The following is a 12926-nucleotide window of genomic DNA, read 5'->3' on the forward strand; positions in this document are numbered from 1 at the left end:
AAATCCAGCCACAGGCGCCCACCTTCACGGGTCACGCTCAACGGTCCGGATTTGCAGGTGAAGTCCAGTCGCTCGACCGGCTCTTTATAGATTTCAAACAATACATAGGCGCTAGCCAGCGTCGCGTGACCGCACAATGGCACCTCGGTGGTCGGCGTAAACCAGCGGATGTGCCAGCCCTGCCCTTCGCGCACGACAAATGCCGTTTCGGCGAGGTTGTGCTCGGCGGCAATCTTTTGCATCAACTCATCGGCGAGCCAGGTTTCGAGCCGATAGACCATCGCCGGGTTGCCACTGAATGGCTGATTGCTGAACGCGTCGACCTGATGAAACTCCAGCTGCATAACCTTCTCCCTTTGTCAGATCGTCGAGCATGCCGTGCTGGCTTAACTGGCACCAGTGACAGAGCGGGCTGATTTTCACCATACAGCGCTGCGTTCACTTCGACGCTCATGCGCGACCGATATCGGCAAACTTCGCCTGGGTGTGTTCGGCCAGCACGGCCGGCGCCAGTTCGACTTCCAGTCCGCGCCGGCCCGCACTGACAAAAATACTGGCGAAGGGCTGGGCTGAATTATCAATGAAGGTTCGCAAACGCTTTTTCTGCCCCAGCGGACTGATCCCGCCCAACAGATAGCCAGTGGAGCGCTGCGCCGCCGCCGGGTCGGCCATTTCGACCTTTTTCACGCCAGCGGCGTGGGCCAGCCCTTTCAAATCCAGGCTGCCGACAACCGGCACCACCGCCACCAACAATTCGCCCTTTTCGCTGGCCGCCAGCAAGGTCTTGAACACCTGAGCCGGGTCGAGCCCCAGTTTCTCCGCTGCTTCCAACCCGTAGGAGGCGGCCTTCGGGTCATGTTCGTAACTGTGTACGCGATGTTCGGCCCGAACCTTTTTCAACAAATCCAATGCGGGGGTCATGGTAGCTCCAGATTGGGCGGCAGAAGAAAAATACTGCGGCGGATTCTAGGACATTGATCGTTAAAAGGCTCCAGGGCAGCGCATCCATGACGCCATAACCCAGCCTTCCCAGCACCCAAAGACTCGTTCATTCATGCGACGAATAGTTTATTTATGACCGACGGTTCACTTTCGACCTTTGACAGCAGTGTTTCTTGTCTATATTTTTTCGTTTCTGAAACTGCACGAAACGTCCTACCGCAGCATCCAGCAGTAAACCGCGATCAGGATGGGGATCCTGCCTCGCTGAAAACCGCGCTCCGACCATGATGGAAACAGCGCCAGACAACAAAAAAAACCGAGGTTTCAATGACAACTGCTTTACAACAACCGTCGCTCTCGAGCCAATGCATGGCCGAATTCCTGGGTACGGCGCTGCTGATCTTTTTTGGTACGGGTTGCGTTGCCGCGCTCAAAGTCGCGGGTGCCAGTTTTGGCTTGTGGGAAATCAGCATTATCTGGGGCGTCGGCGTCAGCATGGCGATCTACCTCACCGCCGGAGTTTCCGGGGCACATCTGAACCCCGCCGTCAGCATTGCCCTGAGTATTTTCGCGGACTTCGAAAAGCGTAAATTACCTTTCTACATGCTTGCTCAAGTGGCAGGCGCCTTCTGTGGAGCGCTGTTGGTTTACACGCTTTACAGCAATCTATTCTTCGAATTCGAACAAACGCACCATATGGTTCGCGGAACCCAGGCAAGCCTTGAATTGGCCTCCGTGTTCTCCACTTTCCCGAATCCTGTGCTGACCACCGCCCAGGCGTTTCTGGTCGAGGTGATCATTACGGCCATCCTGATGGGCGTGATCATGTCCCTGACAGACGACAACAATGGCCTGCCAAAAGGCCCGCTGGCACCGCTGCTGATCGGCCTGCTGATTGCGGTGATCGGCAGCTCGATGGGACCGCTGACCGGTTTTGCCATGAACCCGGCGCGGGACTTCGGCCCTAAACTGATGACTTTCTTCGCTGGCTGGGGTGAAATTTCCTTCACCGGCGGACGCGATATTCCGTATTTCCTGATTCCTGTTTTTGCACCGATTGTCGGTGCCTGCCTCGGTGCTGCCGCCTATCGCGGGCTGATTGCCCGCCATCTGCCCAGCGCCGTGCCTGCTACAAAGGACGCACTACCTGCCATTGACGGCAAACCCAGAACTTCTTGATACCGTTGGCGCGTGCCCCTGCCCTTTGATCGCGCGCCAGACCTCACTCCCTTATTCACCCCAAGGCAATCGACATGACCGACACACAGAATAAGAACTACATCATTGCCCTCGATCAGGGTACGACCAGCTCCCGCGCGATCATTTTCGACCGCGACGCAAATGTGGTCTGCACCGCCCAACGGGAGTTCGCCCAGCATTACCCGCAAGCCGGCTGGGTCGAGCATGACCCGATGGAAATCTTCGCCACCCAAAGCGCCGTGATGGTCGAGGCCCTGGCACAAGCCGGCCTGCACCACGACCAGGTGGCAGCCATCGGTATCACCAACCAGCGCGAAACTACCGTGGTGTGGGACAAGAACACCGGCCGCCCGATCTACAACGCAATCGTCTGGCAATGCCGACGCAGCACCGAGATCTGCCAGCAGCTCAAACGCGATGGTCACGAGCAATACATCAGCGAAACCACCGGCCTGGTCACCGACCCTTACTTCTCCGGCACCAAGCTCAAGTGGATCCTCGACAATGTCGAAGGCAGCCGCGAACGCGCGCGCAACGGCGAGCTGCTGTTCGGCACCGTCGACAGCTGGCTGATCTGGAAATTTACCGGCGGCAAGGTGCATGTCACCGACTACACCAACGCTTCGCGCACCATGCTCTTCAACATCCACACCCTGGAGTGGGACGCGAAGATGCTGGAGATACTGGATATTCCGCGCGAAATGCTGCCGGAAGTTAAATCGTCCTCGGAAATTTATGGCCGTACCAAAAGCGGCATCGCCATCGGCGGCATTGCCGGTGACCAGCAAGCCGCCCTGTTCGGACAGATGTGCGTCGAGCCAGGCCAGGCGAAAAACACCTACGGCACTGGCTGCTTCCTGCTGATGAACACCGGTGACAAGGCGGTGAAATCCCGACACGGCATGCTGACCACCATCGCTTGCGGCCCACGTGGCGAAGTGGCCTACGCGCTGGAAGGCGCGGTGTTCAACGGCGGCTCTACCGTGCAGTGGCTGCGTGACGAACTGAAAATCATCAACGACGCCCACGACACCGAATACTTCGCCAACAAGGTCAAGGACAGCAACGGTGTGTACCTGGTGCCGGCCTTCACCGGTCTTGGCGCTCCCTACTGGGACCCGTACGCCCGTGGCGCACTGTTTGGCCTGACCCGCGGTGTACGCGTGGATCACATCATTCGTGCCGCGCTCGAGTCGATCGCCTACCAGACCCGCGATGTGCTGGACGCCATGCAGCAGGACTCCGGCGAACGCCTCAAGGCCCTGCGCGTGGATGGCGGCGCGGTGGCCAACAACTTCCTGATGCAGTTCCAGGCCGACATCCTCGGCACCCAGGTCGAGCGCCCGCAAATGCGCGAAACCACCGCACTCGGCGCCGCTTACCTGGCCGGCCTGGCCTGTGGCTTCTGGGGCAGCCTGGAAGAGTTGCGTGGCAAGGCCGTGATCGAGCGCCAGTTCGAGCCGACCCTGGATGAAGCTGCGAAGGAAAAACTCTACGCCGGCTGGAAAAAAGCCGTCAGCCGCACCCGCAATTGGGAGGCTGAAGACGCGGCTGAATAAGCCTGGTCCCAGACTCGTATCTGGTTGTAACTGGTAGGGAGCGGATTCCTGCGGCATCATGGGCAAATTTTGCACGGCAGCCCAAAGGACGCCCCATGAATCTGCCTCCCCGTCAGCAGCAAATCCTCGAACTGGTCCGCGAACGCGGCTATGTCAGCATCGAGGAAATGGCCACGTTGTTCGTTGTTACACCGCAGACCATCCGCCGCGATATCAATCAGCTCGCGGAAGCCAATTTATTGCGTCGCTACCACGGTGGCGCCGCCTATGATTCCAGTGTCGAAAACACCGCCTACGCCATGCGCGCCGATCAGATGCGCGATGAAAAACAGCGTATCGGCGAAGCCATTGCCGCGCAGATTCCCGACCATGCCTCGCTGTTCATCAACATCGGCACCACCACCGAATCCATCGCCCGGGCACTGCTCAACCACAGTCACCTGAAGATCATCACCAACAACCTGCATGTGGCGTCGATGCTCAGCGCCAAGGACGACTTCGACGTGCTGCTGACCGGTGGCAACGTACGGCGCGACGGCGGTGTGGTGGGTCAGGCCAGTGTCGACTTCATCAACCAGTTCAAGGTTGATTTCGCCCTGGTGGGCATCAGTGGTATCGATGAGGACGGTAGCCTGCTGGATTTCGACTATCAGGAAGTGCGGGTATCCCAGGCGATCATCGCCAATGCCCGGCAAGTGATCCTCGCGGCCGACTCCAGCAAGTTCGGGCGCAACGCCATGATTCGCCTGGGGCCGATCAGCCTGGTCGATTGCCTGGTCACCGATCAGCAACCTTCGCCGGCGCTGGCGCAGCTGTTGAACCAGCACAAGGTTCGGCTGGAAGTCGTTTAACCCCACCATCTCCAGTGCCTACACTGGCGCTATCGCGGGCAAGCCCGCTCCCACAGGCCCGTGTGATCCTTGTGGGAGCGGGCTTGCCCGCGAAGACGATCGCACATACAGCATCCCTCTTGCGCCATAACGCGCATCAAAATGTTCGTAAATTTTCCTTTAACGGCCCTTCGATGAGTATTTTCAATCGAAGCTGACTGGCTGTGCGCCTCTTTATGGGCTAGTATTTTCGCAAATGAACATTAATGTTCGATTTCAAATACAGAACATAAAAGAATTCCGAGGCCGAGCCGATGCCCACTTCCACCTTGTCTACGCCCCCTCTCGCCGAGGTTTACGATATCGCCGTCATCGGTGGCGGGATCAATGGCGTGGGGATCGCAGCGGATGCTGCCGGTCGCGGCCTCTCGGTGTTCCTTTGCGAAAAGGATGACCTGGCCAGCCATACTTCGTCGGCCAGCAGCAAGCTGATCCACGGTGGCCTGCGCTACCTCGAACATTACGAATTCCGCCTGGTGCGTGAAGCCCTGGCCGAACGTGAAGTGCTGCTGGCCAAAGCCCCGCACATCGTCAAGCAAATGCGCTTCGTGCTGCCACACCGCCCGCACCTGCGCCCGGCGTGGATGATCCGCGCCGGTCTTTTCCTCTATGACAACCTGGGCAAACGCGAGCAACTGCAAGGTTCGAAAAGCCTGAAGTTCGGTCCTGACAGTGCCCTGAAAAGCGAGATCACCAAGGGTTTCGAATACTCCGATTGCTGGGTCGACGATGCGCGACTGGTGGTGTTGAACGCCATGGCCGCCCGGGAAAAAGGCGCCCACGTTCACACTCAGACCCGCTGCGTCAGCGCACGGCGTACCAAGGGCCTGTGGCACCTGCACCTGGAACGCGCCGATGGCAGCCTGTTTTCGATCCGCGCCAAGGCATTGGTCAATGCGGCCGGGCCATGGGTCGCCAGGTTCATTCGTGATGACTTGAAGATGGAATCGCCATATGGCATCCGCCTGATCCAGGGCAGCCACCTGATCGTGCCGAAACTGTACGAAGGCGAACACGCGCACATCCTGCAAAACGAAGATCAGCGCATCGTGTTCACCATTCCGTACCTGAACCGCTTCACCCTGATCGGCACCACCGACCGCGAGTACACCGGCGATCCGGCTGCCGTTGCAATTACCGACGGCGAAACCGATTACCTGTTGAACGTGGTCAACGCCCACTTCAAAAAGCAAATCAGCCGCGACGACATCCTGCACAGCTATTCCGGCGTGCGCCCGCTGTGCAACGACGAATCCGATAACCCGTCGGCCGTGACCCGCGATTACACCCTGGCGCTGTCGGGCTCTGGCGAAGAAGCTCCGTTGCTGTCCGTATTCGGCGGCAAACTCACCACTTATCGCAAACTGGCCGAGTCGGCGCTGGCGCAACTGGCACCGTACTTCAAGCACATCAAGCCAAGCTGGACCGCCAGCGCCACGCTGCCGGGCGGTGAAGACATGACCACCCCGCAAGCCTTGACCTCGCGTATCCGCGACAGATTCGACTGGGTACCGAGCGAGATCGCTCGCCGCTGGGCCACCACCTACGGCAGCCGTACCTGGCGCATGCTCGAAGGCGTACAGGACCTCAGCGATCTGGGTGAACACATCGGCGGCGGTCTCTATACCCGTGAAGTCGACTATTTGTGCAGCGAAGAATGGGCAACCAGCGCCCACGATATCCTCTGGCGTCGTAGCAAGCTCGGTTTGTTCACGACGGTGGCCGAACAGGAAAAGCTCAAGGACTACCTGAACAAGGTCGAACAGAACCGCAGCAAGATCGAAGCGGCCTGATCGAGACACGTAACAAACAAAAGCCCCTGAATCTCACGATTCAGGGGCTTTTTCGTATCGATGGATTTCAGTCGCGCAAATCCGATTCGTGAATGGGCTGCTCACGGTGGGTCGCCCGCTGATACTGCGCCGGCCACACGGCCTTGTGCCCGCCCAGATCGTCATCTGCATGCAGCGCCCAGTACGGATCGCGCAACAACTCACGGGCCAGGAAAATGATATCGGCCTGACAGGTGCGCAGGATGTGCTCGGCCTGGGCCGGCTCGGTGATCATGCCAACCGTGCCGGTGGCCATGCCCGACTCCTTGCGCACACGCTCGGCGAAGCGGGTCTGATAACCAGGCCCTGTGGGAATCTCCGCATTCGCCGCCGTCCCGCCCGACGAGACATCGATCAGGTCCACGCCCAGGTCTTTCAGGCGGCGCGCCAACTCCACGGTTTCATCAGGGTTCCAGCCATCTTCCACCCAGTCGGTGGCCGAGACCCGGACAAACACCGGCAACTCTTCAGGCCACACCGCACGCACCGCTTCGGTGACCTGCAGCACCAGCCGAATGCGATTTTCGAACGAACCGCCATATTGATCGCGACGCTGATTGCTCAACGGCGACAGGAACTGGTGCAGCAGGTAACCATGGGCCGCGTGGACTTCGACCACCTTGAAACCGGCAATCAGAGAGCGCTTTGCTGCGTCGACAAACGCCTGGATCACCTTGGCGATCTCGCCGTCATCCAGTTGTCTGGGTTGCGTGTGCTGTGGATCGAACGCAATGGGTGAAGGTCCGACCGGCAACCAGCCGCCATCGTTGGGTTTGACGCTACCGTGTTTGCCAAGCCATGGCCGGTAGGTACTGGCCTTGCGCCCGGCATGGGCCAATTGAATGCCGGCAACGGCGCCCTGGGCGCTGATGAAGCGGGTGATGCGTTGCAGGGGTTCGATCTGCTCGTCATTCCACAGACCAAGGTCCTGAGCGGTGATACGCCCGTCGGCGGTGACTGCCGTGGCTTCGGTAAACACCAGCCCTGCCCCGCCGACAGCACGGCTGCCGAGGTGGACCAGGTGCCAGTCATTGGCCAGGCCATCGGAGCAGGAATACTGGCACATCGGCGATACCGCGATGCGGTTGGGCAGGGTCAATTGGCGAATGGTAAAGGGTTCAAGCAGCAGACTCATGGGGCACCTCTCGAATCAGTGGGCAGGCTCCAGGTTCTGTTTGAATAGTCGACGAGTGACAGGAAAAAGGTACAACACCCGCCCCCGCGGGCAAAAAATTCGACAAGACGTCACAAGGCTAAAATCAAGCAGTGTTTAGAGCCTAGTCGACATCGGGGGATGTTGCCCCTTGTAGGAGCGAGCTCGCTCGCGATGGACGACAGGACACCGCGGGGTATCAGGTCCCCAGCGCCATCGTTCACGTCCATCGCGAGCAAGCTCGCTCCTACAGGGGGTCAACGCGGTTCGATGTGGGCAATCATCAGCTGAACCGTCTCGTTCCCGCGAAACTCGTTGAGGTCGAGTTTGTAGGCCAGTTCCACCCACTTGATGGTCGGATTCGGCCAGATGTCGCGATCGATCCCGAAGGCAATGCCGTCGAGTTTCACCGAACCACATTCACTTTTGAGCACGACTTTGAGGTGCCGTTCGCCAACGACGCGCTGCTCGACCAACTGGAACACCCCATGAAACAACGGCTCCGGGAAGTGCTGCCCCCATGGGCCGGCATGCCGCAGGGCACGGGCCAGTTCCAGGTGAAACTCTTCCACCGCCAGGGTGCCGTCCGACAGCAGGCGGCCAGTCAGGTCTTCCTCGCGCAGTTGCCGGCGCACTTCAGCGTCAAAAGCTTCGGCGAACAAAGGGAAATTCGCTTCCGGCAGCGTCAGGCCAGCCGCCATGGCGTGGCCACCGTACTTGGTGATCAGGTTCGGATGTTGCGCCGCCACCACACTCAAGGCGTCGCGGATGTGAAAGCCCTGGACCGAACGCCCCGAGCCTTTGAGCAGGCCATCTCCGGCATCGGCAAAGGCGATGGTCGGGCGGAAATAGCGCTCTTTCATCCGTGACGCGAGGATACCGATGACGCCCTGATGCCACTCGGGATCGAACAGGCACAAGCCGAACGGCATCGACTCCACTGGCAGATCCTTGAGCTGCGCCAGCGCTTCGCGCTGCATGCCCTGCTCGATGGACTTTCGATCCTGGTTCATGCCGTCCAATTGAGCAGCCATCTCACGGGCCAGACCTGAGTCTTCGGTCAGCAGGCATTCAATGCCCAGGCTCATGTCATCCAGGCGCCCCGCCGCGTTCAGGCGCGGGCCGACAATGAAGCCCAGGTCGGTGGAGGTGATACGCGCATGATCGCGCTTGGCCACTTCGAGGATCGCCTTGATCCCCGGCCGGGCACGTCCGGCACGAATCCGTTCCAGGCCCTGATGCACCAGAATCCGGTTGTTGGCATCCAGCGGCACCACGTCGGCCACGCTGCCCAAGGCCACCAGATCGAGCAATTCGCCGATATTCGGCTGCGGCTTGCTTGTGTACCAGCCGAGTTCGCGCAATCGCGCACGCAGGGCCATCAGCACATAGAAAATCACCCCGACACCGGCCAGTGCCTTGCTCGGGAACGCGCAACCCGGCTGGTTCGGATTGACGATGGCGTCGGCCAACGGCAGTTCGTCGCCGGGCAAGTGGTGGTCGGTGACGAGCACCTTGAGCCCGGCCTTTTTCGCCGCGGCCACGCCATCTACGCTGGAGATGCCATTGTCCACGGTGATCAGCAGATGAGGCTGGCGCTCCAGCGCCACCGCGACGATTTCCGGTGTCAGGCCATAGCCGTAGTCGAAACGGTTAGGCACCAGGTAATCAACATGTGCAGCACCCAACAGGCGCAAACCCAGGGTACCCACGGTGCTGGCCGTCGCACCGTCGGCATCGAAGTCGCCGACGATCAGAATGCGCTGACGCTGTTCGAGCGCCGTCACCAGCAGGTCCACGGCGGCATCGATACCCTTGAGTTGCTGGAACGGAATCAACCGCGCCAGGCTCTTGTCCAGTTCCGCCTCGGATTGCACGCCCCGCGCCGCGTACAGGCGGGTCAGCAGCGGCGGAATATCACCGAGGAATGGCAGGGTATCGGGCAGCAGGCGAGGTTCGATGCGCATGGGGTGACAGGGGCTTCTCTTGAATACGTAGGATAAAACCGGGTGACACGCTAAAGCGGCGAAAAATCAGCCGCGCTCACCGGCCAACCACTGCAACTGAACTTCGTGCTGACCACGGTCGTCGGTGACGAAGATCGTCCCTTCGCTGATCATCACGTCCCACTTGATAACCCGTGGCATGTCTTTGGCCAGGGTCTCCAGGACTTCCTGAGGCACGGCAGCGATGTTGACGTTCTTCAGGTTTTTCACCGCCGGCACCACTTTGCCTTCCCACACGCGCAGGCTGCCATAGGCCAGCAGGCTGGTGCGCTCAGTGCGGCGCGAACACCAGGTCAGGCGCTCGGCATCCGGCTGGCCGACTTCTATCCAGTGCAGGACACGGTCATCCAGGCTTTTTTCCCACAAGGCCGGTTCATCCACTTCCGACAGACCACGGCCAAACGACAGCTGCTCGTTGTACCAAAGGGCGTAGGCCAGCAGGCGTACGGTCATGCGCTCTTCGGTTTCCGAAGGGTGACGGGCGATGGTCTGCTTCACGTTCTCATAGACGCTGCGGTCAAGGTCGGTGAGGTTCAGTTCAAACTTGTAGGTCGTGGACGGCTGGGCCATGAACGGGCTTCTTGATACGAGGAAAGTCGGCAAGTCTACCCGATGCGACGGGCAATCCACGAATAGAACACAATCAAGCTGGAGCGTCGGACAGTCGGCTATGTTAAAACCCTCTATTCGCTCAACCTTTGCCCCCACAGGATCCAGCATGTCGCTCACCGCCAAACCGCTTTCCGGTCTGAAAGTCATTGAATTGGGCACCTTGATTGCCGGCCCGTTTGCCTCGCGCATTTGCGCCGAATTCGGTGCCGATGTGATCAAGATCGAATCCCCGGACGGCGGTGATCCATTGCGCAAATGGCGCAAGTTGTATGAAGGCACTTCGTTGTGGTGGTTCGTCCAGGCGCGCAACAAAAAGTCCCTGACCCTCAATCTCAAGCACCCCGACGGTCAGGCGATCCTGAAACAGCTGCTGGGTGAAGCAGACATTCTGATCGAAAACTTTCGTCCCGGCGTCCTGGAAAAACTCGGCCTGGGCTGGGATGTCCTGCACGCCTTGAACCCGAAACTGGTCATGGTGCGGCTGTCGGGTTTCGGCCAGACCGGCCCGATGAAGGATCAGCCCGGCTTTGGCGCGGTCGGTGAATCCATGGGAGGCCTGCGCTACATCACCGGCTTCGAAGACCGGCCACCGGTGCGTACCGGCATTTCCATCGGCGACTCGATTGCCGCGCTCTGGAGCGTGATCGGCGCGTTGATGGCCCTGCGTCATCGCGAGGTCAACGGCGGCCAGGGACAAGTGGTGGACGTGGCGCTGTATGAAGCCATCTTCGCAATGATGGAAAGCATGGTCCCGGAGTTCGACGTGTTCGGCTTCATCCGCGAACGCACGGGCAATATCATGCCCGGCATCACCCCGTCCTCGATCCACACCAGTGCCGATGGCAAGCATGTGCAGATCGGCGCCAATGGCGACGCGATCTTCAAACGCTTCATGCTGATCATTGGCCGGGAAGACCTGGCCAACGACCCTCTGCTTGCCAGCAACGATGGCCGCGATGCCCGACGCGACGAGATCTATGGCGTCATCGATCGCTGGGTCAACTCGTTGCCGCTGGACAGGGTGCTGGCGCTGCTCAATCAGGCCGACGTGCCGGCCAGCCGGATCTTCAGCGCCGAAGACATGTTCAATGACCCTCAGTACCTGGCGCGAGAAATGTTCCTGCAAGCCAAACTGCCGGATGGCAAAGACTTCAAGATGCCGGGCATTGTGCCGAAACTCTCAGAGACGCCCGGTGAATGTGAATGGGTCGGGCCACAACTGGGTGAGCACAACGCACAGGTACTCCAGGAACTTGGCTATGACGCGACGCAGATCGCACAGTTGCGCAAAGACGGAGCCATCTGAACTCAGGCGCCTGCCTCGACGCTGCCCTTCGCTCGACGGGTGGCTGCTGTGCATGCTGGCGATTTTACTCTTGCTCCTTGAACCGCTCCCGTCAGCCCTGGCGCAAACCAGGGAACCCCTGATCTGGCTCAAGCGCGACCTGCCGCCGCTGACGATTTTCGATGGGCCGAAAAAAGGCCAGGGTGTCATCGATCAACTGCTTCCACTGTTGATTGCCGGCATGCCGCAGTACCAGCACCGCGTGATGAGGGTCAATCGCGCGCGTGGACTGCAAATGCTCCACGAACCGTCTCTCGTCTGCGACGCGGCGCTGAACTGGAGCAAGGAGAGGGAACACTGGATCGCCTTTTCCATCCCGGTCTTCCGCGCCATGAGCAATGGCCTGGCCGTGCGGCGTGCTGACCAGAAAGTGTTGGCCCCCTTTATCAAGGATGGCGAAGTGGACCTGGCAGAGCTCCTCGCCAGCGGCAGTGAAAAACTGGGGATCATTGCCGAGCGCAATTACGGCGAATACCTCGACGGGCTGCTCAAGCAAGCGCCAGCCGAAGCGCTGACCCCTCATTACGGCAACGATGCCTTGGGCAGCCTGCTGCAAATGCAGCGCCTGGGACGCTTGCACCTGCTGCTGGGCTATCGCCCGGAAATTCGCTACCAGGCCTCGTTGCAAGGCATCGCCGAGGATGAATTGCAGTTCTATCCGATTCGCGGCACGGGCAAATACCTGTCCGGCTACATCGGTTGTACCGACACGCCAAAGGGCCGGCAGGCCATTGTCGAGATCAACCAGGTGCTGCGCACCCTTCCCCGCGAACACCTTGACGAGGCCTACGCCGCCTGGCTGGATCCGGAGAGTCGCAGCGATTACCTGAAAGACACCAAGGCGTTTTTCGACAATCTGGCGCAACCATGACAAATCCCGGGCAAAAAGAAACCCCGGGAAGTGGGGAGACGACCCGGGGTTAAACGTGGCCTGCTTGAAGACCAGTAGCAGCAAGCTACAAGCACCGGAGCACAATGCTTGATCCTGCCGTTACAAAGTCTGACTGACCTGGGCGCGGGAAGGTTCCCACAAAAATCCGTTCAATTGCGGCTGGCCAGAAGCTTGTCCTGGGCAGCATTGCGCAATGCCGCGATGACACAAGGCTCCAGGCGTCCTTCAGCGATCAGCACGTCGCGATGCAATCCGTCGACCACATCCGTCAGCAGGCGTTTGTCATTGAACTGGGCTTGATTGAACTCGCGCTCGACCACGGTCGCGCCGATAGCATTCTTCAGGGTCACCCGGCATTCGCCACGAATACCTGACGGGGTCAATGTGACCTGATACGGGCTCAGCGCCTCACCGAGCAACAAACTGATACTTTCCATCCCGATCACCACTCAATAGTCCGAAACAACGTGCCTGGGGCATGCCTAAAACAGATGA

General features: G+C 59.7%; 12 protein-coding genes. 6 read left to right on the plus strand and 6 right to left on the minus strand.

The window, feature by feature from the left end:
- On the minus strand, window positions 1-344 hold a 344-nt coding region (locus PMI29_RS14000), incomplete at its 3' end, for a PhzF family phenazine biosynthesis protein (protein WP_007998508.1).
- A gap of 106 nt (window positions 345-450) precedes the next feature.
- Window positions 451-921 (minus strand): Cys-tRNA(Pro) deacylase, encoded by a 471-nt coding sequence (ybaK, locus tag PMI29_RS13995; RefSeq protein WP_007971306.1) that lies wholly within the window; start codon window positions 919-921, stop codon window positions 451-453.
- A gap of 348 nt (window positions 922-1269) precedes the next feature.
- Here ybaK and PMI29_RS13990 point away from each other — a divergent pair, with 348 nt between their 5' ends.
- The 4 genes from PMI29_RS13990 (at window position 1270) to glpD (ending at window position 6384) form a co-directional block, all read left to right on the plus strand.
- Window positions 1270-2121: an MIP/aquaporin family protein gene (locus PMI29_RS13990; RefSeq protein ID WP_007998509.1), complete on the plus strand. Its 852-nt coding sequence runs from the start codon at window positions 1270-1272 to the stop codon at window positions 2119-2121.
- A gap of 74 nt (window positions 2122-2195) precedes the next feature.
- On the plus strand, window positions 2196-3701 hold the full coding sequence (gene glpK, locus PMI29_RS13985) for a glycerol kinase GlpK (protein ID WP_007998510.1): 1506 nt from the start codon (window positions 2196-2198) through the stop codon (window positions 3699-3701).
- Between the two features lie 95 nt (window positions 3702-3796).
- Window positions 3797-4552: a DeoR/GlpR family transcriptional regulator gene (locus PMI29_RS13980; RefSeq protein ID WP_007971301.1), complete on the plus strand. Its 756-nt coding sequence runs from the start codon at window positions 3797-3799 to the stop codon at window positions 4550-4552.
- Window positions 4553-4845: 293 nt separating this feature from the next.
- Entirely contained in the window at window positions 4846-6384 is a 1539-nt protein-coding gene (gene glpD / locus PMI29_RS13975; protein ID WP_007998511.1) for a glycerol-3-phosphate dehydrogenase, read from the plus strand.
- Window positions 6385-6451: 67 nt separating this feature from the next.
- Here the strand turns inward: glpD and PMI29_RS13970 are convergent, their stop codons facing one another.
- The 3 genes from PMI29_RS13970 to PMI29_RS13960 all read right to left on the minus strand — a co-directional run bounded on the left by PMI29_RS13970 (window position 6452) and on the right by PMI29_RS13960 (window position 10152).
- Window positions 6452-7558 (minus strand): NADH:flavin oxidoreductase/NADH oxidase, encoded by a 1107-nt coding sequence (locus PMI29_RS13970; protein WP_007998512.1) that lies wholly within the window; start codon window positions 7556-7558, stop codon window positions 6452-6454.
- 275 nt (window positions 7559-7833) lie between these two features.
- Complete coding sequence (recJ, locus tag PMI29_RS13965) at window positions 7834-9543, minus strand: single-stranded-DNA-specific exonuclease RecJ (RefSeq protein ID WP_007998513.1); 1710 nt, start codon at window positions 9541-9543, stop codon at window positions 7834-7836.
- 66 nt (window positions 9544-9609) lie between these two features.
- A complete protein-coding gene (locus tag PMI29_RS13960; RefSeq protein ID WP_007998514.1) occupies window positions 9610-10152 on the minus strand; it encodes a YaeQ family protein in 543 nt (180 codons plus the stop codon).
- 148 nt (window positions 10153-10300) lie between these two features.
- Between PMI29_RS13960 and PMI29_RS13955 the strand changes: the two genes are divergently transcribed.
- Complete coding sequence (locus tag PMI29_RS13955) at window positions 10301-11500, plus strand: CaiB/BaiF CoA transferase family protein (RefSeq protein WP_007998515.1); 1200 nt, start codon at window positions 10301-10303, stop codon at window positions 11498-11500.
- Window positions 11454-12410: a TIGR02285 family protein gene (locus PMI29_RS13950; RefSeq protein ID WP_007998517.1), complete on the plus strand. Its 957-nt coding sequence runs from the start codon at window positions 11454-11456 to the stop codon at window positions 12408-12410. The genes PMI29_RS13955 and PMI29_RS13950 overlap by 47 nt, the downstream gene beginning before the upstream one ends.
- 170 nt (window positions 12411-12580) lie before the next feature.
- Here PMI29_RS13950 and PMI29_RS13945 read toward each other — a convergent pair whose 3' ends face one another.
- Entirely contained in the window at window positions 12581-12868 is a 288-nt protein-coding gene (locus tag PMI29_RS13945) for a DUF3509 domain-containing protein (RefSeq protein ID WP_007998520.1), read from the minus strand.
- Between the last annotated feature and the right edge of the window lie 58 nt (window positions 12869-12926).

It is taken from the genome of Pseudomonas sp. GM49, assembly GCF_000282355.1.
GTDB lineage: Bacteria > Pseudomonadota > Gammaproteobacteria > Pseudomonadales > Pseudomonadaceae > Aquipseudomonas.

Excerpts from the sequence above, each read along its gene's own strand:
- ybaK (WP_007971306.1), bottom strand. The coding sequence starts at position 921 with ATGACCCCCGCATTGGATTTGTTGAAAAAGGTTCGGGCCGAACATCGC.
- PMI29_RS13990 (WP_007998509.1), top strand. The coding sequence starts at position 1,270 with ATGACAACTGCTTTACAACAACCGTCGCTCTCGAGCCAATGCATGGCC.
- glpK (WP_007998510.1), top strand. The coding sequence starts at position 2,196 with ATGACCGACACACAGAATAAGAACTACATCATTGCCCTCGATCAGGGT.
- PMI29_RS13980 (WP_007971301.1), top strand. The coding sequence starts at position 3,797 with ATGAATCTGCCTCCCCGTCAGCAGCAAATCCTCGAACTGGTCCGCGAA.
- glpD (WP_007998511.1), top strand. The coding sequence starts at position 4,846 with ATGCCCACTTCCACCTTGTCTACGCCCCCTCTCGCCGAGGTTTACGAT.
- PMI29_RS13970 (WP_007998512.1), bottom strand. The coding sequence starts at position 7,558 with ATGAGTCTGCTGCTTGAACCCTTTACCATTCGCCAATTGACCCTGCCC.
- recJ (WP_007998513.1), bottom strand. The coding sequence starts at position 9,543 with ATGCGCATCGAACCTCGCCTGCTGCCCGATACCCTGCCATTCCTCGGT.
- PMI29_RS13960 (WP_007998514.1), bottom strand. The coding sequence starts at position 10,152 with ATGGCCCAGCCGTCCACGACCTACAAGTTTGAACTGAACCTCACCGAC.
- PMI29_RS13955 (WP_007998515.1), top strand. The coding sequence starts at position 10,301 with ATGTCGCTCACCGCCAAACCGCTTTCCGGTCTGAAAGTCATTGAATTG.
- PMI29_RS13950 (WP_007998517.1), top strand. The coding sequence starts at position 11,454 with ATGACGCGACGCAGATCGCACAGTTGCGCAAAGACGGAGCCATCTGAA.
- PMI29_RS13945 (WP_007998520.1), bottom strand. The coding sequence starts at position 12,868 with ATGGAAAGTATCAGTTTGTTGCTCGGTGAGGCGCTGAGCCCGTATCAG.